At 67.9% G+C, this 26,072-nt stretch carries 25 protein-coding genes; 11 read left to right on the top strand and 14 right to left on the bottom strand.

Features of this window, described 5'->3' with window-relative positions:
* Positions 1–20: 20 nt before the first annotated feature.
* The 7 genes from DTA15_RS10465 to DTA15_RS10435 all read right to left on the bottom strand — a co-directional run bounded on the left by DTA15_RS10465 (position 21) and on the right by DTA15_RS10435 (position 5,771).
* A complete protein-coding gene (locus DTA15_RS10465; RefSeq protein ID WP_012493712.1) occupies positions 21–1,955 on the bottom strand; it encodes a type II and III secretion system protein family protein in 1,935 nt (644 codons plus the stop codon).
* A gap of 104 nt (positions 1,956–2,059) precedes the next feature.
* Positions 2,060–2,899 carry a Flp pilus assembly protein CpaB gene (gene cpaB, locus DTA15_RS10460; protein WP_006483619.1) on the bottom strand — a complete coding sequence of 280 codons (840 nt, stop codon included), beginning with the start codon at positions 2,897–2,899 and terminating at the stop codon, positions 2,060–2,062.
* Positions 2,900–2,934: 35 nt separating this feature from the next.
* On the bottom strand, positions 2,935–4,335 hold the full coding sequence (locus DTA15_RS10455) for a DUF8689 domain-containing protein (RefSeq protein WP_006483623.1): 1,401 nt from the start codon (positions 4,333–4,335) through the stop codon (positions 2,935–2,937).
* 43 nt (positions 4,336–4,378) lie between these two features.
* A complete protein-coding gene (locus tag DTA15_RS10450; RefSeq protein ID WP_006483615.1) occupies positions 4,379–4,918 on the bottom strand; it encodes an A24 family peptidase in 540 nt (179 codons plus the stop codon).
* Positions 4,919–4,946: 28 nt separating this feature from the next.
* Positions 4,947–5,165, bottom strand: coding sequence for a Flp family type IVb pilin (locus tag DTA15_RS10445; protein ID WP_006498088.1), 219 nt, complete (start codon positions 5,163–5,165; stop codon positions 4,947–4,949).
* Between the two features lie 82 nt (positions 5,166–5,247).
* Positions 5,248–5,439 carry a Flp family type IVb pilin gene (locus DTA15_RS10440; protein ID WP_006483622.1) on the bottom strand — a complete coding sequence of 64 codons (192 nt, stop codon included), beginning with the start codon at positions 5,437–5,439 and terminating at the stop codon, positions 5,248–5,250.
* A gap of 140 nt (positions 5,440–5,579) precedes the next feature.
* Positions 5,580–5,771, bottom strand: a complete 192-nt coding sequence (locus DTA15_RS10435; RefSeq protein WP_006483618.1) for a Flp family type IVb pilin — start codon at positions 5,769–5,771, stop codon at positions 5,580–5,582.
* Between the two features lie 1,052 nt (positions 5,772–6,823).
* Between DTA15_RS10435 and DTA15_RS10430 the strand changes: the two genes are divergently transcribed.
* The 6 genes from DTA15_RS10430 to DTA15_RS10405 all read left to right on the top strand — a co-directional run bounded on the left by DTA15_RS10430 (position 6,824) and on the right by DTA15_RS10405 (position 12,307).
* Positions 6,824–8,062 carry a glycosyltransferase family 87 protein gene (locus DTA15_RS10430; RefSeq protein WP_012493711.1) on the top strand — a complete coding sequence of 413 codons (1,239 nt, stop codon included), beginning with the start codon at positions 6,824–6,826 and terminating at the stop codon, positions 8,060–8,062.
* Positions 8,059–9,438 carry a glycosyltransferase family 87 protein gene (locus DTA15_RS10425; RefSeq protein WP_006481986.1) on the top strand — a complete coding sequence of 460 codons (1,380 nt, stop codon included), beginning with the start codon at positions 8,059–8,061 and terminating at the stop codon, positions 9,436–9,438. Before DTA15_RS10430 ends, DTA15_RS10425 begins: the two co-directional genes overlap by 4 nt.
* 24 nt (positions 9,439–9,462) lie before the next feature.
* Positions 9,463–10,506, top strand: coding sequence for a glycosyltransferase family 2 protein (locus tag DTA15_RS10420; RefSeq protein WP_006492870.1), 1,044 nt, complete (start codon positions 9,463–9,465; stop codon positions 10,504–10,506).
* A 13-nt stretch (positions 10,507–10,519) separates the two neighbouring features.
* Complete coding sequence (locus DTA15_RS10415) at positions 10,520–10,903, top strand: GtrA family protein (RefSeq protein ID WP_006483189.1); 384 nt, start codon at positions 10,520–10,522, stop codon at positions 10,901–10,903.
* A gap of 295 nt (positions 10,904–11,198) precedes the next feature.
* Entirely contained in the window at positions 11,199–11,702 is a 504-nt protein-coding gene (locus DTA15_RS10410) for an inclusion body family protein (protein WP_006483191.1), read from the top strand.
* A 65-nt stretch (positions 11,703–11,767) separates the two neighbouring features.
* Complete coding sequence (locus tag DTA15_RS10405) at positions 11,768–12,307, top strand: AidA/PixA family protein (protein WP_006483188.1); 540 nt, start codon at positions 11,768–11,770, stop codon at positions 12,305–12,307.
* Positions 12,308–12,379: 72 nt separating this feature from the next.
* Here the strand turns inward: DTA15_RS10405 and DTA15_RS10400 are convergent, their stop codons facing one another.
* A complete protein-coding gene (locus tag DTA15_RS10400; protein ID WP_006483190.1) occupies positions 12,380–13,321 on the bottom strand; it encodes an ABC transporter substrate-binding protein in 942 nt (313 codons plus the stop codon).
* A gap of 96 nt (positions 13,322–13,417) precedes the next feature.
* The gene (locus DTA15_RS10395) at positions 13,418–14,539 is read right to left on the bottom strand and encodes a TauD/TfdA family dioxygenase (RefSeq protein ID WP_006483186.1); all 1,122 of its coding nucleotides are present in this window, start codon (positions 14,537–14,539) and stop codon (positions 13,418–13,420) included.
* Between the two features lie 405 nt (positions 14,540–14,944).
* Between DTA15_RS10395 and DTA15_RS10385 the strand changes: the two genes are divergently transcribed.
* Both DTA15_RS10385 and DTA15_RS10380 read left to right on the top strand, forming a co-directional pair.
* A complete protein-coding gene (locus DTA15_RS10385) occupies positions 14,945–16,387 on the top strand; it encodes an MFS transporter (RefSeq protein WP_012493709.1) in 1,443 nt (480 codons plus the stop codon).
* A gap of 51 nt (positions 16,388–16,438) precedes the next feature.
* Entirely contained in the window at positions 16,439–17,707 is a 1,269-nt protein-coding gene (locus DTA15_RS10380; protein WP_006491160.1) for an ATP-grasp domain-containing protein, read from the top strand.
* A gap of 17 nt (positions 17,708–17,724) precedes the next feature.
* On the opposite strand, the gene DTA15_RS10375 is transcribed toward DTA15_RS10380, so the two are convergent.
* On the bottom strand, positions 17,725–18,600 hold the full coding sequence (locus DTA15_RS10375; RefSeq protein WP_006491158.1) for a LysR family transcriptional regulator: 876 nt from the start codon (positions 18,598–18,600) through the stop codon (positions 17,725–17,727).
* A 166-nt stretch (positions 18,601–18,766) separates the two neighbouring features.
* Between DTA15_RS10375 and DTA15_RS10370 the strand changes: the two genes are divergently transcribed.
* The gene (locus DTA15_RS10370) at positions 18,767–19,711 is read left to right on the top strand and encodes a hypothetical protein (RefSeq protein WP_006493813.1); all 945 of its coding nucleotides are present in this window, start codon (positions 18,767–18,769) and stop codon (positions 19,709–19,711) included.
* A 37-nt stretch (positions 19,712–19,748) separates the two neighbouring features.
* Positions 19,749–20,957 carry an ATP-grasp domain-containing protein gene (locus DTA15_RS10365; protein WP_006493816.1) on the top strand — a complete coding sequence of 403 codons (1,209 nt, stop codon included), beginning with the start codon at positions 19,749–19,751 and terminating at the stop codon, positions 20,955–20,957.
* On the opposite strand, the gene DTA15_RS10360 is transcribed toward DTA15_RS10365, so the two are convergent.
* The gene (locus DTA15_RS10360) at positions 20,941–22,137 is read right to left on the bottom strand and encodes an MFS transporter (protein ID WP_006485566.1); all 1,197 of its coding nucleotides are present in this window, start codon (positions 22,135–22,137) and stop codon (positions 20,941–20,943) included. The two genes, DTA15_RS10365 and DTA15_RS10360, sit on opposite strands and share 17 nt — an antisense overlap.
* Before the next feature lie 95 nt (positions 22,138–22,232).
* Here DTA15_RS10360 and DTA15_RS10355 point away from each other — a divergent pair, with 95 nt between their 5' ends.
* Entirely contained in the window at positions 22,233–23,126 is an 894-nt protein-coding gene (locus tag DTA15_RS10355; RefSeq protein WP_006485560.1) for a LysR substrate-binding domain-containing protein, read from the top strand.
* A gap of 150 nt (positions 23,127–23,276) precedes the next feature.
* On the opposite strand, the gene DTA15_RS10350 is transcribed toward DTA15_RS10355, so the two are convergent.
* From DTA15_RS10350 to DTA15_RS10340, 3 genes are all read right to left on the bottom strand, one after another.
* On the bottom strand, positions 23,277–23,510 hold the full coding sequence (locus DTA15_RS10350; protein ID WP_006493818.1) for a hypothetical protein: 234 nt from the start codon (positions 23,508–23,510) through the stop codon (positions 23,277–23,279).
* A gap of 105 nt (positions 23,511–23,615) precedes the next feature.
* The gene (locus tag DTA15_RS10345) at positions 23,616–24,518 is read right to left on the bottom strand and encodes an NAD(P)-dependent oxidoreductase (RefSeq protein WP_006493817.1); all 903 of its coding nucleotides are present in this window, start codon (positions 24,516–24,518) and stop codon (positions 23,616–23,618) included.
* 56 nt (positions 24,519–24,574) lie between these two features.
* On the bottom strand, positions 24,575–25,903 hold the full coding sequence (locus DTA15_RS10340) for an MFS transporter (protein ID WP_006485577.1): 1,329 nt from the start codon (positions 25,901–25,903) through the stop codon (positions 24,575–24,577).
* Between the last annotated feature and the right edge of the window lie 169 nt (positions 25,904–26,072).

Here is a 26,072-nt window from a genome sequence, read left to right as displayed (position 1 = left end):
GAGCTTCCCCTTGGATGGCTTCAACGATCGGTGGACTGGGGTTCCGCGCCGGCGCGCGCGATCTGCGCCTTGGGCGCCGCCGCGATCCGGTGCTTCTGGCGCGCCGCCGGCTGGGCCGACGGTTCGGCGCCCGCTGCCGCGAGGCGCGCGGCGGCGGCTTCGATGCGCGCGACACGCGCCGCGGTGGCCGGGTCGGGCTGCGGGGCGGCGGCCGCGACCGGCGCCGGCGCCTTCGGCGGCTCGGCCGGCGCCGGCGGCTGCACGTCGGCGTCCTGCGGAGCACGCGGCGCGGGCAGCGCGGCCGGTGCGCCCGGGGCTTCCGAGTGCGGCGTCGGCGCGGGCGCCGGGGCCTGGGCCGGGGTCTGCGGGGCGGCGGCCGCGCCGTTCGCGGGTTGCATCGGCTGCGCGCCTGCCTTGCGCACGCCGCCACGGCCTTCCATGTTGCCGGTCGCATACACGTCGACTTCGTTCGGCTTCGAGAAGCTGTCGGTCGGCAGCGCGACGTCCGCGGTCTGCAGCGGCTTCACCAGGTGCGGCGTGATCAGGAAGATCAACTCGGTGCGATCCTGCTGGAACGACGTGCTGCGGAACAGCGCGCCGAGCACCGGCACTTCGCCGACACCCGGGATCGCCTTCAGCGCGCCGGTCGCGTTGTCCTTGATCAGCCCGCCGATCGCGAACGATTCGCCGTCGCTCATCTGCACCGTCGTCGATGCGCGCCGCGTCGTGATCAGCGGCAGGATCGACGTGCCGCCGATGTTGGTCGCGCTCAGCGTGACGCCCGTCTGCGACAGCTCCGACACTTCCGGCGCGACCTTCAGGCTGATCCGGCCGTTGGCCAGCACGGTCGGCGTGAACTTCAGCGCGACGCCGAATTCCTCTTCCTGCAGCGTGATCGACGACGTGCCGTTGCCGCTGCTCTGCGGGATCGGGATGAAGATCTTGCCGCCGGCGAGGAACGTCGCTTCCTGGCCGCTGATCGTCACGAGATTCGGCTCCGCGAGGATCTTGACGAGGTTGTCGGTGTTCTGCGCGTCGGCCGCGATGCTGAACGGCCGGTTGTTCGCCTTGTTGAACACCGCGCCGCTCGCGACGCCCGCGAGCAGGTTGCTGACCAGCGCACCGCTCCACGAACCGAAGCCGCCCTGGATGTTGAATGCGCTGCCCATCTGGTTGATCAGCGTCTTCGACACCTCGGCCACCTTCACCTCGAGCATCACCTGCTGCGGCGACGTGACATTCAGCATGTTGAGCACGCCGCCGCCCTGCTTGCCGCCGCCCGCAGCATCGCCCGCGCTGTCGCCGTACGCATGGGCGATCTGCACGGCCTGCTGCGCGGCCTGCGAGCTCGACACGGTGCCGGCCAGCACGATCGTGCCGGCCGCGGTCGACACGTGGATGTCGCGCTCGTTCGGCATCAGCTGCAGCAGCGACGCCTGCAGGCCGCCGGCATCCGCGCCGACCGCGACGTCGATCACGCGGCACGCACCGCTCTTGCCCTGCACGATCATGTTGGTCGTGCCGACCGCCAGCCCGAGGATGTACAGCGTCTGCGGCGATACCATCGTCGCCTGCGCGACGGCCGGATTGCCGATCGTCCGGTTGCGCACCGGCTCCGGCATCGGCACCAGCAGCGACTTGCCGAGCGGCACGGCGACGCTGGTCGATTCGCGCACGGCGCCCACGCAGTTCGGCCCGCGCAGCGGCCCCGCCGATGCGGCGGGCGCGGCGGCCGGCACCGGCGCCATGCTGATCGTCATCTGCATCGGCCCCTTGCCGACCGCGGCCGGCGCGCTGGCGCCGCCCTTCGTCAGCACCGCCGATTCGATGCCTTCCTGCGCGAGCGCGCCATACACGGTCAGCCATCCCGAACAGAGGATCGCGGTCATCATCGTGCCCCGTGCGACGCGTGTGCGCAGTGGGCCGGTACCTGTGCGTTGCGGTTTGATCTTCATTTCGTCTGATCCCCCGAGAGACCGGCGCCGTGCCGGTTATCGACTTCCAAGGCCGCCGCGCGTTGCCGGCGGCCGGTTTGTTGGTCTGGCTGGTTCGATCTGCTTCAGAAACATTCGACGCTGCCCTTCACGCCGGTCAGCACGCCGACGCAGTCGCGCCGCACGTCCGGCGCCGCGTGCGAGGCGACGTGCACGCGGACCGGCCGTACGTGGACGGGCGCCGGCGGCGCTGCCGGTGCGGGCTCCTTGCCGAGCAGCGTGAGCTTGGTCGCACCGTCGGTGTTCAGCGTCTTCTGGTCGACCTGGTTGCGCAGCACGAGCGACAGCGTGCCGACGCTGCGCGCGAGGTCGAGCCGTTCGGCCTGGTCGGGCGTGACTTCCAGCGTCACCGCGTTGACCACCTTCGGCGCCGTGTCGTCGCGGCTGACCTGCTGCGCGACGGCGAGCACGAGGATGTGCTCGAGCACGATCTTCGAGATGCTCTGCCCGTCGGTCTTGCCCTGCTGTTCCTGCGTGTTGACGATCACGTCGACGTAGTTGCCCGGCAGCGCGAAGCCCGCGACGCCGACCACGTCGTTCACGCGCACCGTGATCGCGCGGCTGCCGTCGGCGATCACCGCGGACAGCCCGCCCTTCGTGCCGACCGGCGCGAGCTTCGATTCGATCACCGGCTCGCCGCGCGACAGGCTGGTGCGCACGACCCGCCCTTCGAGCGCCTTCGTGTCGGTGAACGCGCCGGTCGGCACGCTGCCGGACGGCCAGCTCACCATGTGGATCTGGTTCGGCCCGAGCGGCTCGCCCAGGTTCAGGTCGGTGGTGGCCACCGCGACGGACGTGACCGAGTTCGTGGATGTCTGCATCAGCCAGTGGGAAGCGAATACGACCGCGGCAAGACCCGCGATCATCGCGACGACCAGCATCATGACCGCTCGACTGTTTTTCATGGCAATGCTCCTCGACGAATCGTGAAAGAAACCGCTCAACCGGTGACGAACGTACGGCCTCCGCGCTCGACGGGCGGCGGATGGCTGCCGTCCCGTTCAGGCGCCGCGCCGAAGTAACTCGCCCACGCGTCGTACAGCGCGTCGTGCGTCACCTCGGGCGGATCGCCGCGGTAACGCGCGCCGGCGGCCACGAGGCGCAGCAGGTCCGCCGGAAAGCACGCGAGAAACGCCTTGCCGGTCGGCAGATGCAGCCGATGCAGCAGGAACTCGAACGCATCGCTCGCCGACACGAGCCCGAGCGCTGCGCAAGCGGCGTCGTACACCGCGCGGTAGTCGTCGATCGACATCGCGCCGACGTGCAGCTTCGAGCCGAGGCGGCGCATGAACGCGTCGTCGCAGAACTGCTCCGGCGCGAGGTTGCTCGAGAACACCGGCCACACGTCGAACGGCAGCACGAAGCGGTTGCCGGATTCGAGCGTCATGAAATCGACGCCGCGATCGAGCGGACGCAGCCAGCGATTGAGCAGGTCGCGCGGCTCGACGCGCTGGCGACCGAGATCGTCGACGACGTACATGCCCATGTTCGCCTTCATGTGCGGCGGCGCCTGATAGAAGCCGGCCGCTTCGTCGCGCCGCAGGTCGAGCTCGTCGAGCGTCAGCTCGCCGCCCGACATCACGACCGGCCGTTCGCACAGGCGCCACCGGCGATCGACCGACTGGCCGGCGCCCGCGGCTTCCGCGTCGACGTGCACGAGCGGGTCGTAGACCTGGATCACTTCGCCGGCCGCGCAGATCGCGTACGGCACCGGCACGCGGCCGTGCATCAGCGCGCCGAGCCGTTCGGCGAGAAAGGTCTTGCCGCTGCCGGCCGGACCGTAGATCAGCAGCGGCCGGCCCGCGTTCAGCGCGGCGGCCGCCGCATCGAGCACCGCCGTGTCGATCACGACGCCTTCGAATGCGGCCCACACGTCGCTCTGGCCGATGTGCAGCTTGCGCACCGAATGCGCGGCCACGCTCGCGAGGTACGCATCCAGCGTCACCGGCGCGGGCCCGCTGTAGCCGCTGCGTTCCCGTTCCTCGAGCGCGAGCACGCGGCCTGCATCGGTCAGGCGGAACGTCACGTCGAGATCAGTCGCGCCGCGATGGGTCAACTCGACCAGATGCTCGCGCACCAGGAACGCGAAGACTTCGTCGAGCACCGCGAGCGGCAGGCAGTGCCGCTCGACCAGATCGCCGTAAGACGGGCGACCGAGCACCAGCGTCGACTTCAGCACGAGGCCGCCGACGAACGCCATGCTCAGCCCGGTTTCCGCGAGCGAGCGCGGCGCCGACGGCAGCTGCGCGCCCAGCTTCGTATGGACCTCCCGCGACGGCAGCGGATCGGGCAGGTGTGCCACCTGCGCGTCGCGTCTCGGTTCGGTGTGGTTCGTGTTCATGATCGTTGCGTCCTCGTTGCGTCTTCGTGACGGAACCGCCGCGCTATGCGCACGACGCGAACAGCATGCCCAGCGTGCCGGCCGCGATCGCCACACCGTACGGCAGCGTGCCGACCGATGTGATCCCGGCGGGGCCGTCGTCGGCCTCGGCGCGCGCCGCTGGCGAGCGCCGCACGATCAGCGTGCGCACGTTCGCCCACATCTGGCGCATCCGCCCGCGCAGCAGCGCGTAGGCGATGGCGCCGATCCCGCCGGCCAGGAACGTGGCCAGCACGATGTAAAAGGTCATTTCCGCGCCGACCCACGCGCCGATCGCGAGCATCAGCTTCACGTCGCCCGCCGCCATTCCGCGCAACAGGTAGAACGGCAGCAGCAGGCCGAAGCCGGTTGCCGCCCCGGCGAGCCAGCCGAGCACGCCCGCCGGCACGCCGTGCAACAGGCACTGGGCGATCAATGCGCCGACCAGGCCGAGCAAGACGAGACGATTCGGAATGCGACGGGTCGCGATGTCCGTGCTGGCCGCGGCGACCGCGAGCAGCGTCACGCACAACGGAACCGGGTAAGGCGGCGCAACGGGAAACATGGCGAACCTCGCGAATCGAATCGGTGGATCAGGAAACCATGGACAGCGCGGTGGTCACGGCGGTGGTCACGGCAGCCGTCACGGCCGCGGCGATCATCTCGTACGCAGCGCCGAGCGAGCCCTTCAGCGTGACGACGCTACCCAGTACCGCGATGGCGAACATCGACGCGAGCAGCGCATATTCGATCGACGTCACGCCTCGTTCGTCGGCGATCCAGCAACGTGCGACACGCATGATGGCTTGCATGATGGTCTCCGGTTTCCGGTTGGTCGGATGGCCGGGGACGGCTCGAACGCTGCACCAGCCGAGCCGTCCGCGGCACGCTCCATCAGATGCCTGCCACCGCCGAATCGAGGTCGGCCGCGATCGTGCTGAACACGGTCTTGAGGTCCTTCCCGATGGTCGACAGCGCGAGGATGATGCCGACTGCGATCAGCGCGGCGATCAGGCCGTATTCGATGGCGGTCACGCCATCTTCATCGCGAACGAAACGGCTGGCTTGTTGAATGAGCTTGGACATGGTGATCTCCTTGCGTGGTGACTTTCAAAATCCTCGCGCACCGGCTGGTCGGATGACCGTGCTTCGATACGTCGAGGAATGTCGTTGATGCCGTGTGGCGCCGACGAACGATTCGAACGAGCCGTTCGTCGTACCGTCCATCAGATGCCTGCTACCGCCGAGTCCAGATCCGCGGCGATCGTGCTGAACACGGTCTTCAGATCCGTACCGACCGTCGCCAGCGCGGCGACGATGCCGATCGCGATCAGCGCGGCGATCAGGCCGTACTCGATGGCCGTCACGCCGTCCTGATCCTGGACGAACCACGCGATCTTTTCGATGATTCTTGACATGAGCATTCTCCTTTCGGACTGCTATGAAATACCCTTCGTCGGTCAGGACGTCGGGGGGTGGGCACCACCGGCACTACTCGAAAAATCGGAAGCCGACGATCAGTCGCGGCAACGGGGTGGACCAGCGTTGTCCGTGCGAACGGGTATCGGCGAGGCGGAGCATGAGAGACGCGTGTACGGTTCGACCGGCCGGATGAACCGGACGAGTCGATCGACCGGAACGGCGCGACGGCCGTTCGACGCATGGAATCCAGTTGAACGGGAGATGAACTCCCGGCAAAGCTGCAGTGTGTCTTTAACGCGGCTTGCGATCCGCGACGTGCTGTGGTCTTTCATTTTTATTCCCCATGTACTGCCATGCCGATTTCTTATTGCCCTGAATCCACCGGGTCTCTTGGGTCGTTCGACGACGGTTGCCGCGGTTGATCGGACTGGAGCTGCGTGTTCCCCGACGCGCTCCGGACTGTCTGTTCCGCAGGTGATTCGCGAGCCGGTTCCTCTGCTGCCTGCCGGAACCGCCCGGTCGTCACGTCGTCGACTGCCGTGCCAACGCTTACGCAAAGAGCGGACCATCCCGGTCGGAATCGAGACGCATCAAGGGTTTCAGCGATATATGCAAACCTCCGCCAAACGCCCGACCGCCGAAATGTTTCAACTTTGATATATGCGGTTCGGGCGCATGCGGCCGACACGAAAGCCCGTCGTGGCGCTGCACGAAGGACCTAAAAAATTTTCTCGGGATTTTCCCGAACGCGGCAGACCGCCCGCGCGCCGCGGGTTCGGCGGCACGCACAGCCGGTAAAAATCGCGGAATGTTTCAGGCCAGAAACACGGATCCCGGCGGCGGCGTTTTCTCATACCAGAAATGGCGGTTTTCACCCGAATCGCTGAACACATTAAATGCCGGCCGGCCGTGCGTGGTTTGCATCACGCGATTTTTTCTTCAACAATGAATTCACCGGACAACGCCATTTCAGAGCGATTCGATCCGCAGGCACCACAACATCAAACGGCCGCGACAGACCACGCGGCCACACGACAGACGGGGCATCATGTACACAGCCAATCGTGGAACGCGCGATCGCGCAATACGCTGTGCTCAATGGCTGACGGCCGACCGGATCATTCCGTACAGCTGCATCATGCTGATGCTCTTCGCTGCGCTGCTGATCGTCTGGGCGGTCGTGACCGACGGCTTCACGTCGAACGCCACCGCCCGCCCCGGCACCGACTTCTCGGTCTTCTGGACCGCATCGCATCTCGTGTTGCAAGGCCATGCCGCGGCGGCTTACGACACGTCCTCATTCCTGCAGGCCGAGTTCGCGCACTTCGGTGCGTATCTGCAAAACCGGCCGCTTCCCTGGCTGTATCCGCCGACGATGCTGCTGTTCATCGCGCCGGTTGCCCTCGTGCCTTTCCTGCCCGCTTACTTCCTCTTTTTCGCGGGCAGTCTTTTATGCTACGCGCTCGCCGTCTCGCGGTTGTCGGGGCTGCGCGCGCATCTTCCCGTGCCGCGCGCCGCGGCGCTCGTCGTCGTCGCGTATTCGGCGGTGTGCATGTCCGCGCTGTTCGGCCAGAACAGCATCCTGACCGCCGGCCTCGCCGCGCTCGCGCTGCATCTGCTCGGCAAGCGTCCGGTCCTGGCGGGCGTGCTGATCGGGCTGCTCGCGATCAAGCCGCAACTCGCCGTCGTGTTCCCGTTCGTGCTGATCGCGACGCGTGCGTGGCGCACCTTCGCGGCGGCGGCGATCAGCGCGACGCTGTTCGCGGCGGCCGGCGTGGCGCTGGCCGGCCCCGCCGCGCTGCACGGCTTGAGTCACGCACTGTCGACGGTACGCGCGCAGCACTTCATGCTCGCATCGTACTGGCTCGCGTCGCCGACGCCGTTCGCCGCGTTGCGGCTCGCCGGCGCGCCGGTGGCGGCCGCGCTGGCCGCCCAGGCGGCGGTCGCGCTCGTCGCGCTCGCCGCGGCCGTCGACGTCTGGCGCCGCACGCGTGACATGCGGCTGCGCGGGGCGGTACTGGCGGTCGCCACGCTGCTGACGACGCCATATCTGTGGAACTACGAACTGACGTGGCTCGGCATCGCGATCTTCTGCCTGATCGCACACGGCCTCGACGAAGGCTGGCTGCCCGGCGACCAGGGCATTCTCGTGCTGGCGTGGCTGCTGCCGATCTTCGAAATGCTGAACCGGCTGATGAAGCTGCCGCAGATCGGGCCGGTCGTGCTGCTCGCGGTGCTGTTCGTCGTCGTGCGCCGCACGGCGCTCGCATCCCGGAGCGCACGATGAAAGCGCCGTCGTTCGCCCGCCACGCGCATTCGGCCGCCGACGTGCATCCGGAACTCCCGATCGCCGGCCCGCGCCGCCATCCGCACTGGCTCAACCGCGATCGCGTGCGCCTCTATGCGGCCGCCGTGCTGCTGACCGAGCTGCTGTTCATCGCGATCTACCTGACCCGCGTCCTCCTGTCGCGCCACGGCGCGCTGGAACCGCTGTCGCAGGACTTCTCGCCGGTCTGGAGCGCCGCGTGGCTCGCCGCGCACGGTCACGGCGCGAACGCGTGGCATTTCCCCGCGCTGTTCGCGGTCCAGAAGCTCGCGGTCCCGACGATGACGCTCGCGGACGGCACGCTGCCGTGGCTCTATCCGCCGACGATGCTGCTGTTCGTGCTGCCGCTCGGCTGGCTGCCGTACACGCTGGCGGTCGTGCTGTGGCTCGGCATCACGATCATGCTGTTCGCGGCGACGATGCGCGCCACGGTGCAGCGCGACGCCGCTTGGCTGTGCGCGCTCGCGTTTCCCGGTGCGTTCCTCACGGTGATCGTCGGGCAGACGAGCCTCTTCACCGCGACGCTCGCCGCACTCGGCCTGCTCGCGTTGAACCGGCGGCCCGTCTGCGCCGGAATCTGCTTCGGTTTGCTGACGATGAAGCCGCAGCTCGCGGTGCTGTTCCCGCTCGCGCTGCTGTGTGCGGGCCAATGGCGCGCGCTGGCCGCGTGGGCCGCGACGATCGCCGTCAGCGTCGCGCTCGCGACGCTCGCGTTCGGGATCGGCCCGTGGCTCACGTTCATGCACGTGATCGGCAACGTCTACGCGATCGTCGATGCGGGCCACGCGAAGCTCGCCCGCATGCCGACCGTGTTCGCGCTCGCGACGATGGCCGGCTGGCCCGCGCTCGTCGCACGCGGCCTTCAGCTGCTGTCGGCCGCGGCCGCCGCGAGCGCCGTCGTCTACGCGTGGCGCGGCGCGTGTTCGTACGCGCTGCGCGCCGCGACCCTCGCGTGCGCGTGCCTGCTCGTCAGCCCGTATCTGTACGACTACGACCTCACGTGGTACGGCATCGTGATCGCGTGGTACGCGCGCTATGCATGGACGCACGGCTGGCGGCACTTCGATCGCGAATGGCTGATGCTGCTGTGGCCGATGCCGCTCGCGGGCCTCGCGATCGTGCCGCACCTGTCGTTCCAGTTCATGCCGCTCGTGACGCTCGCATCGCTCGCGCTGCTCGTCAGCCGCATCGCCCGGGAAAGACGTGACGTGCCGTCGCTGCCCGACGCGCGCGACACCTCGACCGAGACCGGGTTCACCCACCCGCTCCGACCGCACCACCGCCCGGCGCACGGCCTGCGCCGCACCGGCCGCCCGACGCTCGGCGCCGGCCGGTAAAGCGCCATCACAAGGGGAATCATCATGCGGGAACCCATCTACACGCCGCTCGTTTCGCTGGTCGTGCCGTTCTACAACGAAGGCGAAGCCGTCGAACGCTTCTTCGACGTCGTGATTCCGTTGCTGAGCGCGATCGACGCGATCCGCTTCGAGATCGTCTGCGTAAACGACGGCAGCCGCGACGACACGCTGGAACGCCTGGTCCGGATCGGCGCCGCCGAACGGCGCGTACGCGTCATCGACCTGACCCGCAACTTCGGCAAGGAAGCCGCGCTGACGGCCGGCCTCGACGAAGCCGCGGGCGATGCGGTGATTCCGCTCGACGCGGACCTGCAGGACCCGCCGAGCCTGATTCCGGTGATGATCGACCACTGGCGCGACGGCGCGGAGGTCGTCGCGGCCAAGCGCAGCAACCGCGCGTGCGATTCGTTCGCGAAGCGCACCGCCGCCGCGATCTACTACCGCGTGCACAACCTGCTGTCGGACGTGAAGCTGCCGGAGAACGTCGGCGATTTCCGGCTGATGGACCGCAAGGTCGTGAACGCGCTGCGCAACCTGCCCGAGCGGCACCGCTTCATGAAGGGGCTGTTCGCGTGGGTCGGCTACAAGACCGTGATCGTCGAGTACCAGCGCGATCCGCGCAGCGCCGGGCACTCGAAATTCTCCGGCTGGAAGCTGTGGAATTTCGCGCTGGAAGGCATCACCAGCTTCAGCACCGTGCCGCTGCGCAGCTGGACCTACATCGGCGTCGGCATCGCGGCGCTCGCGTTCGTGTACGGTTCGTTCATCATCCTGCGCACGCTGCTGTTCGGCAATCCGGTACTCGGCTACGCGTCGCTGATCTCGGTCACGCTGTTCATCGGCGGCATCGAGCTGATCGGGATCGGCGTAGTCGGCGAATACGTCGGGCGGATCTACGACGAATCGAAGCAACGGCCCGTCTACCTGATCCGCCGCCGCTACCAGGCGCACGGCAAGGTGATCGAACTGCCGGTCGCGCGCGACGCCCGCCGCCAGCCGGCCCGCCGGCGCGTGCAGCCGGTCCGGGCGCGCATCGGCGTGCGCTGAACGCGCGCTCGCCATGAACGGGCTGCTGCAGGCCGAGCGCACGCGGCTCGTGCGCTTCGGCGTGTCCGGGCTCGGCTCGACCGCGCTCCACACGCTGGTCGCGACGGCGCTGTTCGCGCTACGCGACGCGACGCCGGTGACCGCGAATGCCATCGCGTTCCTCTGCGCGACTGCGTTCTCGTATCTGGCGAATACGCTGTGGAGCTTCTCGTCGACGGTGCGCCCCCGCAACGCGCTGCGCTTTCTCGCGGTCACGCTGGCCGGCTTCGTCGAGACGATGCTGCTCGCGCGTGCCGCCGAGGCGCTGGGTGCGTCGCGCGCGATGGGCGTCGTCGCGATCGCACTGCTGATCCCGCCGACGACGTTCGTGCTGCACCGGCTCTGGACCTACCGGTAAACAGCCGCCTTCCCGCCCCCGCCGATAATCGGTCGATCGATTAACAGATTCAATGTCGCGATATTTATGTCACGCATCGACTCGATTGATTCCGATTTTAAAATTAACTCTAAAAATCATTTTCCCGACCTGTTTACTTTTACAGCTTCCATGATTAACCAAACGGACTAATCTGCATTAGCCGTCGCCTCCGCACGTGCCGATACCGGCGCAAACCCTTGCCTCACAAGGCGATGGCGGCTGCACGAAGCAATTCGCGCAACGATGATTCCCATTACTTCAAACGGGAGCTTCTATGTCACGCGTTACCGATGTGCTCGTTTCGTTCGATACCGAAACCATTCTCAAAAAATATCCGAATCCCAGCAAGAATCCGGCGGCGCCGACACTGATCGACTGGCGCTATGTCTATATGGTGACTAACCAGGACAACGTCATTTCCGGGCAGGCGGGCGGCGAGCTCGACCTGAAGGCGCAGGTCGGCGACCTGATCCGCTGGCGCGAAACGAGCCTGTCGCTGGGCTTCGAAAACCAGGTGGTGTTCTACAAGTTCATCGGCAACGTCGGCAACGACCTGATCTCGACGCCGACGCCGCGCGTCGCGGAAGCGTCGATCCCGGTGCCGAACACCAGCAAGCCCGAAGTGCCGACGTGCCAGAAGGTCGCGAACTACTACTGGTCGTCGGAATGCCTGAAGGTCGGCCGCGTGACCTACCACTTCCAGTTCCAGATCATTGATCGCAACTGCCAGAGCCAGGGCTGCTTCTCGTGGGATCCGTTCATCTCGATCCATAACTGATCGCGGCACGCGGGCGGCCGCACGACGGCCGCCCGTGCCGCTCCCTTGTTGCGGAGGACGTGCTCATGTCTGGTGTTCGTTGCGATGGTCTCGCGATCGTCGACGCCGTCACGCTGCTGTCGGCCTACCCCGATGCGAGCCGGGACGCCGACGCGCCGACCGTGATCGACGGCCGGCACATCTACGTGTTGCGCCCCGGCGACGCCGGGCAGGTCGGCCACAACGACAACCGGCTCTTTGCCGGCCTGTCGCCCGGCGACCAGCTGCATTTGCGCGAAACCGCGCTGGCGCTGCGGGCGGAGGTGACCGTGCTGTTCATCCGGTTCGCGCTGAAGGACGCCGGCATCGTCGCGCCGATCGAAGCGGAAATCCGCGACGCCGCCACCCCGGTGCCGGACGGCGACGACCTGCTGCATCCGTCGTGCCGGCCGATGAAAGACCATTTCTGGCGCAGCGAGGTGCTGGCCCCGGGTATCACCACGTGCACGGCCGATTTCGCCGTGCTCGATCGCGACGGCGCCGTATCGGGCTACTTCCGCTGGGAAACGGCGATCGAGATCGCGGGCAGCCGGCCGGACACGAAACAGCCCGGCGTCGAACCGTAGCCGGATCGCAACCGCCATTTCACGGTGCAGCCGAACGGCGGCCGATCACGCAAGCGCCGCCGCGTACCGTGTTCAGGTGCGCGGCAACCCCGGCGGATTGGTCTGCGACCGGTCGATCGCCTCGGCATCCAGCTGCCAGTGATCGAGCGCTTTCCGGTAACTGCCGTTCGCGATCAGCGCATTGATCGCGAGCGTCAGCGGCTCGGCCAGGCCGCTGCCCTTGCGGGTCGTGATCGCGATGTCCGCGGTGCGCGGCCAGCCGCCGCTGACGGTGCCGATCAGCTTCGCATCGCCGCGCAGCGACGCCTGGTACGCGAGCATCGAGTTCACGCTGAAGATCGTGTCGACCCGGCCCGACTGCAGCGCGACCCACCGCTCGGCCGCATCCGCGTAATACTGGATCTCGACCGGCGCGAGGCCGCGCGCGACGTTCTGCCGGTTCCATTCGAGCAGGATCTTTTCCTGGTTCGTGCCCGAATCGGTCACGACGCGCAGCCCGGCGACATCCTTCGGCTCGCGGATCGCGGCCAGCCTGCTGCCGGTTTTCACGTAAAAGCCGAGCTGGTCCTTGCGGTAGGTCGAGAAGTCGAACTTCTCCTTGCGCTGCTCGGTGACCGTCACGTTCGAGATCACCGCGTCGACCTTGCCGGACTGCAGCGCGAGCGGCCAGTCGGCCCACGCGAGCGGCACGATCTTCAGCTTGCGGCCGAGGCTGTCCGCGATCAGTTGCGCGAGATCGGGATCGAAGCCGACCACCGTGCGCGCGTCGGTCGCATAGGTACTGAGCGGCGGCAGGTTCGGCGCGATGCCGATCGTCAGCGTGTTCGCTTCGGCAAACCGGAAACCGGCCGGCAACGCCTGCTCGACCGCCGGGTTCACGGCGCCGCGCTGCCGGGCCGGCTGCTCGGGGCTCAGGTCGAACGACGCGGCCTGCGCGGCGAAGGCGCTGCCGGCGATCAGCGCGGCGGCCAGCAAGCGGGCAACGTGTGTCACGGGAAAAGCGCTGCTTCTCATGTCTGGTGGAATCCCTTTTTATTCGATGATGCGTGGCGCACGCGCGGGCGGCGGTTCGGTGACGTTCCGCGTACCTTGCCGCCCGGCCCGGCTCCTTTATGCAGGCGTCGCTTCGAGTTCGACCGCGGCCGCACGCCGCGGCGCCGGTTGCACGACGGGCGCCGGCTGCCTCGCCTGCGCCGACTCGCCCGCATACAGCGCCTTCGGGTCGAACACGCGCGCCTGCAGCGGCGTGAACGCACGGAAATTCCACAGGCTGCGCGCGACGAACACACGCTGCACCCAGCGGAACGCGCGATCGTTCTCGTCGTACTGCGGGTCGAAGCGGTCGCGCGAATGCAGCGTGAAGTGGTTGTTGATCAGCACCAGCTTGCCCGGCGACACCTGCACGCCGAACGACACCTCGCGCACCGCGCGATACAGGTTGGCCAGCGCTTCCTGCGCGCGCGGGTTGACCGCCAGCACCATGTCCGGATAGAACGCGACCGTCACGCGCGGCGCATCGAGCGGCCCCGACAGCACCGCGCTCAGGTCGGTGTTGTCGCGCGGCGTCGGCGCCGCGCCGCGCCACCGGTACGGCACGCGGATGATGTAGTGCTCGCCGTAGAGTTGGGCAATGTCGTCCGGCGACAGCAGTTGCAGCGCGCGACGCGCATCGGCGAGCCGCGTGTACGGGCCGCCGCCCGCCTCGCTGCGCACGCCGAGCAGCAGCAGCGCGAACGGCGACGTGTCGCCTTCCGGCATGTGCGCCTGCGCGGCGTTCTCGATGTGGAAGTCGAGCTCGACCTCGGAACCGAGGCCCGTGTAGTCGCGCGCGGTCGCCTTGTGCGGCGTCAGGTTGTTCACCAGCTCGCGGCCTTCGTGCGCGATCGAGTACGGCTCGCCGGCCAGCGTGCTCAACGCGACCAGCACGTTCTCGCTCAACACGCCGGCCTTGAACGAGCGGCCGGTTTCCTCGAACCGCGGGCTGCCCGTCACGCCGTCGTCGATCGGCAGGTTGTCGATCTCGATCGAGCCGTGCGCGTCGGCGGTCGGCGCCTTCGCCCGATCGAATGCGTCGACGACCCGGTCGGGAAACGCGTTGTAGGCGAGCTTGCGGACCGCGCTGATATAACCGGCGCCGCCGGCCGGGTCGTAGTCGAGCGCGCCGAGCGTCGCGCGGATATGAGCGGATTCCACTGCCGTCAAAGCGATGCGTTCATCTGCGAGATAGGTCATAGGTCTCTCGTATAAAGATCTGGTTCGAAGAGCGGCGTGGCATCACCGCCGCGCTCCACCGTCCTCGGGGCGAAGCGCTCGACAAGACTAGGAGACCGTCATTGCATTGCGAAATGATATTAATTCGATTGCAAACGAAAATTATCGATATAAGTTCAGCAATGCGGGCGGAACCGGTTCACGTCGTTTGCACCTGCCCTTAACACGAATACTTGTTAAAAAATCACTGCTTATTATTTGTATTCGCCAATGGGTCGATGCTAGTTTTCTGTCGGATTCGACGATGCGGCCGGCGCCCGACGGGCGGCCGGCTTCCTCTATCCGCCCTACGGGAACCCGCCAGATGAATCGATACCGCCTGCCGCACCCGACGTCGCACACGTCCGGCCCGCACCGGGAGCCGCGATGAACGATCGCGCCCCGGCGCTCGACCGCGTCGACCATCCACCGGCCGCCGCCGCGGCTGTGCCGCATACGTCGCTGCGCGCCATCTTCCCGACCGTCGCGGCCGCGAGCCTGGGCTTCGCGATCGTCCAGCTCGACGTGACCGTCGTCAACGTCGCGATTCCGAGCCTCGGTCAGGCGTTCGGATCGAGCGTTCATGGGCTGCAGTGGATCGTCGATGCGTACACGCTGTCGTTCGCCGCGCTGCTGTTGACGTCGGGCACGCTGGCCGACCGCTTCGGCAGCCGCCGGCTGTTCGCGTACGGTCTTGCGCTGTTCCTGCTCGCGTCGCTCGGCTGCGCGCTCGCGCCGTCGCTGGCGGCGCTGGTCGCCGCGCGGGTCGCGCAAGGCGTCGGCGCCGCGATGATCCTGCCCACGTCGCTCGCGCTCATCACGCATGCGTGCGCCAACGACGCCGCCGCGCGCGTGAAAGCCGTCGCGTGGTGGAGCGCGACGGGCGGCGCCATCAGCGCGGCCGGCCCGACGCTCGGTGGCCTGCTGATCGATTCGCTCGGCTGGCGCGCGATCTTCTTCATCAACCTGCCGATCTGCGCGCTCGGGCTGTGGCTCACGCTGCGCCACGTGCGGGATTCGGCCGCCGCGCGCACCCGGCTGTTCGATCCGGCCGGCCAGATCGTTGCGGTACTCGTGCTCGGGTTGCTGACGGGCGGAATCATCCGCGCCGGTGCGCACGGGATCAGCGACCCGTATGCGGCCGGCGCGCTGCTCGCGTCGGCCGCACTCGGTGCGCTGTTCGTCGCGATCGAACGGCGCGTGGCCGCGCCGATGCTGCAGCTCGCGTTCTTCCGGATCGCCCGCGTGCCGGGCGTGCTCGCGATCGGCGCGATCACGAATGCGGCGTTCTACGGGCTGATCTTCTCGCTCAGCCTCTATTTCCAGAACGCGCGCGGCTTCACGGCGACCGAATCGGGGCTCGCGCTCGCGCCGCTCACGATCATCATGCTCGCCAATATCGCGAGCGCACGGCTCGCGGTCCGCTACGGGTTTCGCGCGACCGTGATCGTCGGGCTCGCCGTGTCGCTCGCCGGCTACGTGTGGCTGTGGCAAACGCTCGCCGCGCACACGCCGTATGCGCTGCTGGCGCCCGGGCTCGCGGCGATGGCGATCGGCGGCGGCATCGCGATTCCCGCGCTGACGTCGACGCTGCTCGGCAGCGTCGAGGCCGGCCGCTCGGGCACCGCGTCCGCGATTCTCAATACCGCGCGCCAGGTCGGCGCCGCGATCGGCGTCGCGGCACTCGGCGCGCTGGTCGCCGGCCAGGGCGCGGCCATCGTGGCCGGCGCCGCGCATGCGTTCGCCGTCGCGGCCGGGCTCGTCGCGATCTGCGTCGTGCTGGCCGTGCGCTGGCCCCGCGACACCCCCGTTACCGGCACGCGGGCCTGAGCGCGCTGCCGCACGACGTCCTTCAACCGCCCCCATCCGAGCGAGGAATCCATGCAGCATCGCTTCATCGATACCGTCCTGATCGTCGACGGCGCGTCGACCGCCGCCTATCTGGCCCCCGCGTTTCGCGCATACGGCATCCGTTGCGCGCATGTGATCAGCGACCCCGATCTGCCCGCAATCTACCGGAACCAGTTCGTGCCGTCCGACTACGTCCGCCAGGTCCAGCATCGCGGCGACATCGACGCGACGCTCGCGCAACTGGCCGACCTGCGGATCGGCGCGGTGCTGCACGGCCTCGACGCGGCGCTCGAGCTGGCCGACACGCTCGCCGAGCGGCTCGACGTGCCCTATCGCAACCCGCTCGCGACCTCCGCCGCACGACGCGACAAGTTCGCGATGAACGAGCGCATTCGCGCGGCCGGGTTGCGTGCGCCGGCGCACTTCCACAGCACGTCGGTCGACGAAGCGCTCGCTTGGGCGCGCGCGCAGGGCACGCTGCCGCTCGTCGTGAAGCCGGCGCGCAGCGCGGGCGTGACCGGCGTGAAGATCTGCCGGACGCTCGCGCAGGTCGAGGCCGCCGCGCGCGACGTGCTGGCGACCCGTTCGCTGTACAACCAGCCGAACGACGACATCGTGATCCAGAGCTATTCCGAAGGGCAGGAATACATCGTCGACTCGGTGTCGTTCGAGGGCCGCCATCGCGTGGTCAGCCTGTGGGAGGTGCATCGCGACCGCACGCACGCGCCGCGGCTCGACAAGATGCTGGTGCTGAACCATGCCGACCCGCGCCACGCACCGCTGCTCGACTACGCGGCCGACGTGCTCGACGCGCTGGACGTGCGCTTCGGGCCGACCCATCTGGAGCTGTTCGATACGGTCGACGGGCCGACGATCGTCGAGCTGAACGCGCGGCTGCACGGCAGTCTCGATCCACGGCTGACGAGCGCGGTCAGCGGCGAGAATCACGTGTCGGCCGCCGTCGAAGCGGTGCTGCATCCGGAACGGCTGTTCGGCGAGATCACCACGCCGACGGATTTTCGCGGCTACTGCGGGCACGTGCTGCTGCTGTCGTCGCGCAACGGCGTGCTGCGGCAGGATTTCACGTGGCAGGCGATCCAGGCGCTACCGTCGTTCGTCGGGCTCAAGCAGTGGATCAAGGTCGGCGACACGCTGCGCGTGACCACCGACCTGCAGACCGCCCTCGGCACGGTCGGCCTGTACAGCCCGACCTTCGAGCGGCTGCTCGAGGATTGCCGGCGGATTCGCGAAATCGAGGCCGACTTCTTCGCGGACGAACGCGCGGTCGCGCCGGCCTAGGGCCGGATCGTCTCGCGTCAGCGCGCGAGCAGCGCACCCGCCTGCCGGCCGAGCACCGCGCGCAACGCGTCGAGTTCGGGCAGCGCGGGCGCTTCGTCGGGCGTGACGAGATAGGTCGTCACGCTGTCGAGATCGTCGAACGCGTGCGTGCGCAGTTCCTTGCGCGCCACGTGCTCGGTCGTGATCCGTTTCGGCAGGATCGCGACGCCCATCCCGGCCGCCACGCAGCCGAGAATCGCGCCGAACGTGCCGAACGACGACACCGACTCGATCGCGACGCCGCGCGCCTTCAGCCAGTGTTCCGCGACCGCGCGATACGGACAGCCGTCGTGAAACGCGAGCAAGCGCACCGTGTTGTCGGCCAGCAACTGCCGGCGCGTGACGGTCGCCGCGCTCACCAGCACCATGTCTTCCGCGAATGCAGGCTCGTAACGCAGCCCGGGCCGGACAACCGCGCGAGCGGTCAACGCCGCGTCGATCCGGCCGCGCAACAGCGCCTCGGCCAGATCGGGCTCGCTGCCGATCTGCACCGCGAGGCCGAGCGCCGGGTCGCGCTCCTTCAGCGCGGCGGCCAGCGCCGGCAGCCGCGTGGCGGCGGTGCTCTCCATCGATCCCAGCCGGAAGCTGCGGGCGACCGGCGTTTCGCGCACCACCTGCGTCGCTTCGTCGACGAGGCGCAGGATGCGGTCGCAATACGGCATCAGCCGGCGCCCGGCGTCGTTCAGCACCAGCCGCTTGCCGTGCCGGTCGAACAGCGGCGCGTCGAGCGACTCTTCGAGCTGGCGCAGCCGCGCCGTGACGTTCGATTGCGTGCAGCCGAGCCGTTCGGCCGCGCGCAGCGCGCTGCCTTCCTGCACGACGGCCCGGAAAGTTTCGAGCAGAGGGATGTTCATATCGGTTTCTCTTGTTACCGATTCAGTTTATATCATTTTACTTCGCCAATCATCCGGATTAGCCTAGCGGGTATTCCCTGCCGGCCGGCCCTTTTCAAGGAATCCGCATGCCATTCGCTGCCTGCTTCGGCTTCACCCCCGTTCGCCGCCGGCTCGAGGTTCGTCCGTGCGCGCACTGATCGCCGCGCTGGTGCGGCGTGGCCCGACCGTGCTCGCGTGCGGCGTCGGCCTCGGGCTGCTGGTGCCGCCGCTCGCGGCGCTCGCGCGGCCGTTGATGCCCGTTACCGTGTTCCTGTTCGTGCTCGGCACGCTGCTGCGGGTCGAGCCGAGCGCGGTGCGCGCGGTCGCGCGGCGGCCGGCCGTGTCGCTGCTGCTGCCCGCCGTAACGATGATCGCGTGCCCGGTCGCGCTCGGCATCGCCGCGCGGCTCGCCGGCCTGCCGTACGACTGGGTCGTCGCGCTGGTGATCGCATACTGCGCGCCGCCGTCGAGCGGTACGTCGACGATCGCGCGGATGCTGTCGCTCGACGCAAGCGTCGCGCTCGTCGCGACCCTCGCGTCGATGGTGTTCGTGCCGCTGACCGCACCGCTGTTGACCGCGTGGTTCAGTCACGACGCGGCCGTGTCGATCTCGCCGTCGAGCCTCGCGCTGCGGCTCGCGCTGCTGATCGGCAGCGCCGAGGGCGTCGCGCTGCTCGTGCGCCGCCTTGCCGGCGCGCGGCTCGCACGCCATGCGACGCCGATCGACGCGATCGTCGTCGTCGCGCTGCTGATATTCGCGCTCGGCACGATGGCCGGCATGCAGCAGTCGATCATCGACGCACCGCACCGCGCACTGGCCGCGATCGCCGTTGCGTTCGCCGTCAACGCGGGTTTCCAGATCGTCGCGTACGGGCTCACGCCCGGCGACGTCCGCACGCGCCTGAACGTCGCGCTGATCGTCGCCAACCGCAACGTCGGGCTGATGTGGGCCGCGCTCGGGCTGGCCGCCACGCCGACCATGGCGCTCGTGTTCGCGTGCGCGCAGTTGCCGATCTATACGCTGCCGCGCGTCGTCCAGCATCTGCTGCCGCGCCTCGAAGCCCAGCGCCTGCGCAGGCGCGCACGCTAGCCGGCTTTCCTCTTTCGCCCTCGATCAAGGATTCCTCATGAAGCGACTCATCGTGATCGGCGCACGCGCCACCGGCAGCAGCATCGCGCTGGTGCGCGGCGCCCTCGCACGCCAGGTGGCCGTGACCGTCGTCACCGCGCCCGGCCATCGTCTCGACGGCGTGTTTCCGGACGGCGTCGAGACGGTCAACCTCGCGCCCGACGCCGGCCAGCTCGCCGGCTGGCTGCGCGCGCGCTATCCGGACGAACTCGACACGCTGCGCGTGACGACCGCGCACGACACCTATGCGCGCACCGCCGCGTGGGTCGCCGATGCGCTCGGGCTGCCCGGCCCCGATGCACGGCACGTCGCGCACGTGGTGTCGAAGTCCAACCAGAAGGCGCTGCTCGCCGCGCACGGCATCCCGGCCGCGCAGTTCGTCGCGGGCACGCTGGCCGCGCCGGCGGCGCTCGCGGCCGCGGCCGCGCCGTTGCGCTTTCCGGTCGTCGTCAAGCCAGCGGAAGGCTCCGCGAGCGACGGCGTGCGCCGCTGCGAGGACATCGCCGCCGTGCGCGCGCAGCTCGACGCGCTCGCTGCCGTGCGGGCCGATGCCCCGTCGCTTGCGACCGAACGCGTCGTCATCGAGGAGTTCCTGGACGGCAGCGAATACTGCGTCGAGTATTTCGACGGCCGCTATGTCGGCGCGTTGCGCAAGCTGAAGCGGCATGGCGCCGGCTTTCTCGAACGCGGCTATACGTCCGAACTCGATCTCGACGCCGACACGCTGCGCGCGCTGATCGACGTCGGCACGCGTGCGACGGCCGCCGCCGGGCTCACGTGGGGGCCCGTGCATCTCGACTGCATCGTGCATGATCGCGTGCCGCACGTGATCGAACTGAACCCGCGTATCGCGGGCAGCTTCATCTGCGACATCGTGCGCGACGGGTACGGCTTCAACGTGGTCGAAGCGTTGCTCGACAAGCTCGACGGCAGGACGGTGACGATTCCCGAGCTGTTCGAGCCGCACACGTATGCGCGCGCCGAATTCCTGCTCGACAGCGATCCCGGCGCGTGGCGCTTCGCGCAGGCCGGGGAGATCGACGACGGAGCGGTCAGGATCAGCTACGGACCGCAAGTGCTGCCCGATCGGGAACGGCGTGCGTTTCTTTATGTGCGGGTGGCGTTGCCGGCCGGGTATGATCCGGCGGACAGCGTGAGGGCGGCGGGTGCGCGCGGCGAGTTGAAATCGACTACCGAGTCGGCCTGACTTCGGGCGAGCCAGATTTGCTTGCGCCGGCAGGCGGCGTCCCGCGCCAGAAGAAAAACACGAGCGCGCCCGCGATCGCCTGTGCGCCGACGACGAACGCGACGCAGCCCGCCCAGCCCCAGCGATTCCATGCGGGAACAGGCAGGACCGAGCCGAGACTTCCGCCAAGGTAATAGAAGGAAAGGTAGATGCCGATCGCCGTCGATCGTGCCCCGCGTGCCACCCGCGAGATGAACGCATTGGCCGACGCCTGCTCGACGAACACCGCGGTTGAACTGAGCGCGAGACCGGTCAGGATCGCACTGACGCTGCTCGACAGCGTGAGCAATGCACCGACGATCGCGAGCCCGGTCGCCGCAAGCGCGAGATCGCGCGGGCCGCGTTGCGCCGCGACGCGGCCCGCGAGCGGTGTGACGACCACCGCGACGAGAAATACCGCATAGATCGCGCCGATCTCGACCGTATCGAAGCCAAATGGCGCACCGGCCAGCCGCAGTCCGACAAACGTGAACGTCGCGACCTGCGATGCGAGCACGCATGCGCCGACCAGAAACGACGCCAGCAGCGGGCCGCGTGTCAAGAGCTTCCGGCGCGGCATCGCCACGCCATCGCCATCCGGACGCGCGACGTCGGACCTCGGCAGGCACGCGTGGATCGCGAGGCCCGTCGCGAGACACAGGAACGCGATGAAATCGAGCGCGTGACGCCAGCCGAACGCGGACGTCAGGATATTGGTCACGAAGCGCCCGGCGAATCCGCCGAGCGTCGTACCGGCGACGAACAGTGCGCTGACCTCCGTCGCCGCGTCGTGGCTGAAGATCTCGCCGATACAGGCGATCGAGATCGCGAAAATGAACGGCATCAGCATGCCCGCGGCAAAGCGGGCGGCGAGAAACGATGAAAAGTGCGCCGCGTGCCCCGACCACAGGACGGGAAGCGCACACGCCACGGCGGCGCACGAAATGACCGTCCGGCGATCGAAGCGGGCGGCCAGCGTACCGACGAACGGAGCGATAATGGCAACCGCCAAGGTAGTGGCGCTGATGCCCTGGCCGGCCTGTTCGGCGCTCACGTTGAAGGCCGCGGCGAGTTCGTGCAGGATGCCCTGCGTCGAATAAAGATTGATAAATGCCGCGAACCCGCACAGGAAAAATGCGAATCGGATGGTTCTGTTGCCCACGGGTGATGCCCTCTCTGATGTGGGTGACAGTCTGACGAGCGGGCGGCACGCGTGCCAATACTGTTTTCGTGGCCACTGATACCGAAACGACAAAAATGCTCGACCTACGCCGCCTCCGCTATTTCGTGACCGTCGCCGACGAATTGCACTTCGGACGCGCGGCGTTGCGTTTGCGTATCGCCCAGCCGCCTTTGACGCGCCATATCGCCGCGCTGGAAGCCGACCTCGGCATCCGGCTGTTCGAGCGGTCCACGCGCGCGGTGCAGCTCACGCCGGCCGGCGCGCTGTTTCTCGAACAGGCGAGAACCGTCGTTCATGCGGTCGACGAGGCGGAGGCGACCGCGCGCAAGATGGCGCAGGGTATGGTCGGCCGTGTCGTGATCGGCTATGCAAGCTCCATCCCGATGTCCGACGCGTTTTCGGACATCATCCGCAACGTGAGCCGCAGCATGCCGGAAGTCGAGTTGGCGTTTCGGGAGGTATCGACCGCCAGTCAGCGCCAGCAGATCGCCGACGGCACGCTGGACATCGGCTTCGGCTGGTCAGCGGCGACGACGTCCGGCGAGCGCATCCGCTCCCTCGTCGTGTCGCGGGAACCACTCGTCGCCGCGGTGCCGGCCCGGAGCCGATACGCAGGCAACGCGACGATCGCGTTCCGCGAACTCGCGATGGAGAACTTCGTCACGTTCCCTTCCGGGTACGGTTCCGCGCTGAACGCCGCGCTCGAGGATCTGTGCGCGCATGAAGGCGTGACGCCGCGGATAGGACCGACCGCGTCGCAGATCACGACACTGGTGTCGCTGGTGGCGGCGGAACGCGGCGTCGCCATCGTGCCCGGCTTCACGTCGACGTTGCACCGCCCGGGCGTCGCTTACGTGCCGCTGGCGAGGCCGCACGTGCTCGAGCTGGTCGTCACGTGGTCCGAACCGTTTTCGTCGACCTGCGTCGAGCAATTCGTCGAGTTCGCCCGGTCGGTCGCGCCGGACTAGGCTTCCCGCTCCTGCTGCACGTACCACGATATCCGAGACGCATACGTTGACGTCGTACGTATGTGCATACGCTACGAGACCCGACTAAGCGGTGCACCATACGCGCGGCCGGAGCATGCGTGCGCACGGACGATTTCCGGATCGACCGGGCTATGTCCCGAAACGATCAAAGGTGGCGTGCATGGCTTCCAGCGCCTGTTTCCTCGGAATAGCCTGCTTCTCGTTCTCGGCGAAGCTGTCGTAGATCGCATCGAACTGCTTGCTGTTGAAGCGCTGAATCGCGATCTTTTCGGCATCGTCGGCAATGGCCTTGTCATGCGAGTAATACCCGTGGTGCACCTTGGTCATGAGGAACAGGCCGACGCAGATCAGTACGGCTACCACGGCAATCGATTTCGTTCTTTTTGTCATCGGTCATCGCACCCGCTACAAACGGGTTCCCGGATTTTTTCCGGCGATCCTGCCCCGCACGCACGACCGCCCGCCTACTCAAAGCGACGCGCCGTCGTCGCGCGTGGGCCCCGCCATCAGCACATCGGTCAGTTTCAGCACCGGACAATGCGCGCCGGCCCCGGCAACGGCATCGCGGTACGTATCCGTGACGGCCGCCGCGATCGCATGGGCCGCATCGACGCCTTCGGCCATCGCCGAGTAGTACGACAGATCCTTCAGCGCATTCGCCATATGGAACGGCAGCGCGGACGTGTCGCCGGACTCCAGGAACGGACGCAGCCGGTTCAGCGCGGCGCCGCCGCCACCGCCGTTGGCGAGCACGTCGGCGAGCACCGCGACGTCCACGCCCGCGCGCTTCGCGCACGCGACGGCTTCCGACAGCAGCGCGATGGTCCCGAGCGAAACATAGTTGTGCAGCAGCTTCATGCTGTGGCCGGCCCCGACATCGCCGACGCGCGTGATGTTTTCGGCGAAGCACGCGAGCACCGGCCGGATCTCCGCGAACAACCCGGGCGTCGCGCCGACCAGCAGGTTCAGCCGGCCCTCGTGAGCCTCCCTGGCGCCGCGCGTCATCGGCGCATCGACGAAGCGCCCGCCTGCCGCTTCGACGAGCCGCGCCATCCGGACGGTCGACTCGGGAACCGCGGTCGAACAATCGACGACGATCGCGTTGTCCTTCAGGCCGGCCAACACACCGTCCTCGCCGGTGAGCACCGCTTCCACTTCGGGGGAACCCGTCACGCAGAGGATGACGACGTCCGCTTGCGCGGCCAGTTCGCGCGCGGTCCGCACGGTCCGGACGCCGCCCTGCAGCAGTTCGTCGAGCGGCTGGTTGCCCGGATGCTCGACGACCGTGAGCGGATAGCCGTGCTTCAGCACGTTGCGCGCAATACCATGCCCCATCAAACCCACGCCGATCAGGCCAATCTGCTGTTTCATGTCATTCCCGTCAAAAAAGGCGCCGCGGCGCTGCGCCGCGGCGAACCGGATTGTCGTTACCGCTCGACCAGCCGCGCCGGCAGCAGCATCGTGAGGACGAGGCCCAGCAACAGGCACCCGACCATCAGGAACAGCGGCACGGCGAGATTGCCGGACAGCTGCTTCAGGTAGCCGACCGCATAGGGGCCGAAGAAACCGCCGAGGTTGCCGAACGAGCTGATCACCGCGATGCCCATCGATACCGATGCGGCGCCGAGCGCCGCGGTCGGCATGCTCCAGAACAGCGGCGGAAACGAGATGAGCCCCGCGTTCGCAATGCAAAGCGCGAACATCCCGAGCCACAGCTGATCGTGCCAGACGACCGACAGCCCGAGCCCCGTCGCGCCCATCAGCAAAAGCGTGGCGACGTGCAGCCGCCGTCCGCCGCGCCGGTCCGCGCTGCGCCCGAACAGGACCATCACGACCACGGCCACCGCGTTCGGCAGCGCGGCGAGCAGGCCGATCACGAAATCGCTGCCGATGCCCATCTGCTTGATCATCGTCGGCGCCCAGAACGTATAGCCGTAAATCGCGAAGACGTCGAGAAAGTAGATCACGCAGAACGCCCACACGAGCCAGCTCGAGAACAGGCCGCGGTGCACGACGGACTCGGTCGTCGCGCGGTCTTCCGCCAGTACGCGTGCGAGGACGGCGCGCTCCGCGTGCGAGAAGCGCGCGCTGCGCGTGACGTCGTCGTCGAGGTCTTTCCATACGTACAGCGCGGCCAGGAATGCCGGCAACGCCTCGAGAATGAAGATCCATTTCCAGCCCGGTATCTGCATCGCCCCGTCGAAATACTGCAGGATGAAGCCGGTCAACGGCGATCCGATCAGGCCGGCCAGCGCCAGCGCCGCATAGAACATCGACAGGATCCGCGCGCGCCGCCGCCCCGGGAACGAACGCGCCATGTACAGCACGATGGCCGGGATGAAGCCAGCCTCGGCGACGCCGAGCAGGAAGCGCATCACGTAGAACTGCATCGGCGTGGACACGAACGCGGTCAATCCCGACACGATGCCCCACGACACGACGATCCGCGTGATCCAGCGCCGCGGCCCGACCCGCACCAGCAGCATGTTGCTCGGCACCTCGAAGATCACGTAGCCCAGAAAGAATATTCCGGCGCCGAAGCCGAACACCGCATCCGAAAAGCCCAGGTGCTGGCTCATCTGCAGCTTGGCGAAGCTGACGTTCACGCGGTCGATGTACGAAGTGACGTACGCGAACATCAGGATGGGCAGGATCTGCACGGCCAGCCGACGAAAGATCCGGTCCTCCTGCGCGAGGTCGTGCGCCGATGCCGGGGCGGCGAGGTCGCCCGGATCGCAGGTCGCGTCGATTTCCACGTTTGTCTCCGAAAGTTCATGGATGGCCCCGCGTGCAGTCGCTGTCGAGATAAGTGTGTGCGACAGGGGACCGTTCGAATCTACCGGTTGCCCCGGCCGCCCGATATGCGAAATCCTTCAAGCGGCACTTCGAATATCTCGAACGCATGCCCGCGCCGGCCATCGTACG

It is taken from the genome of Burkholderia cenocepacia, from assembly GCF_900446215.1.
GTDB lineage: Bacteria > Pseudomonadota > Gammaproteobacteria > Burkholderiales > Burkholderiaceae > Burkholderia > Burkholderia cenocepacia.
The sequence above is the reverse complement of the archived record's forward strand: the minus strand, read 5'-3'. Positions and strand labels throughout refer to the sequence as shown.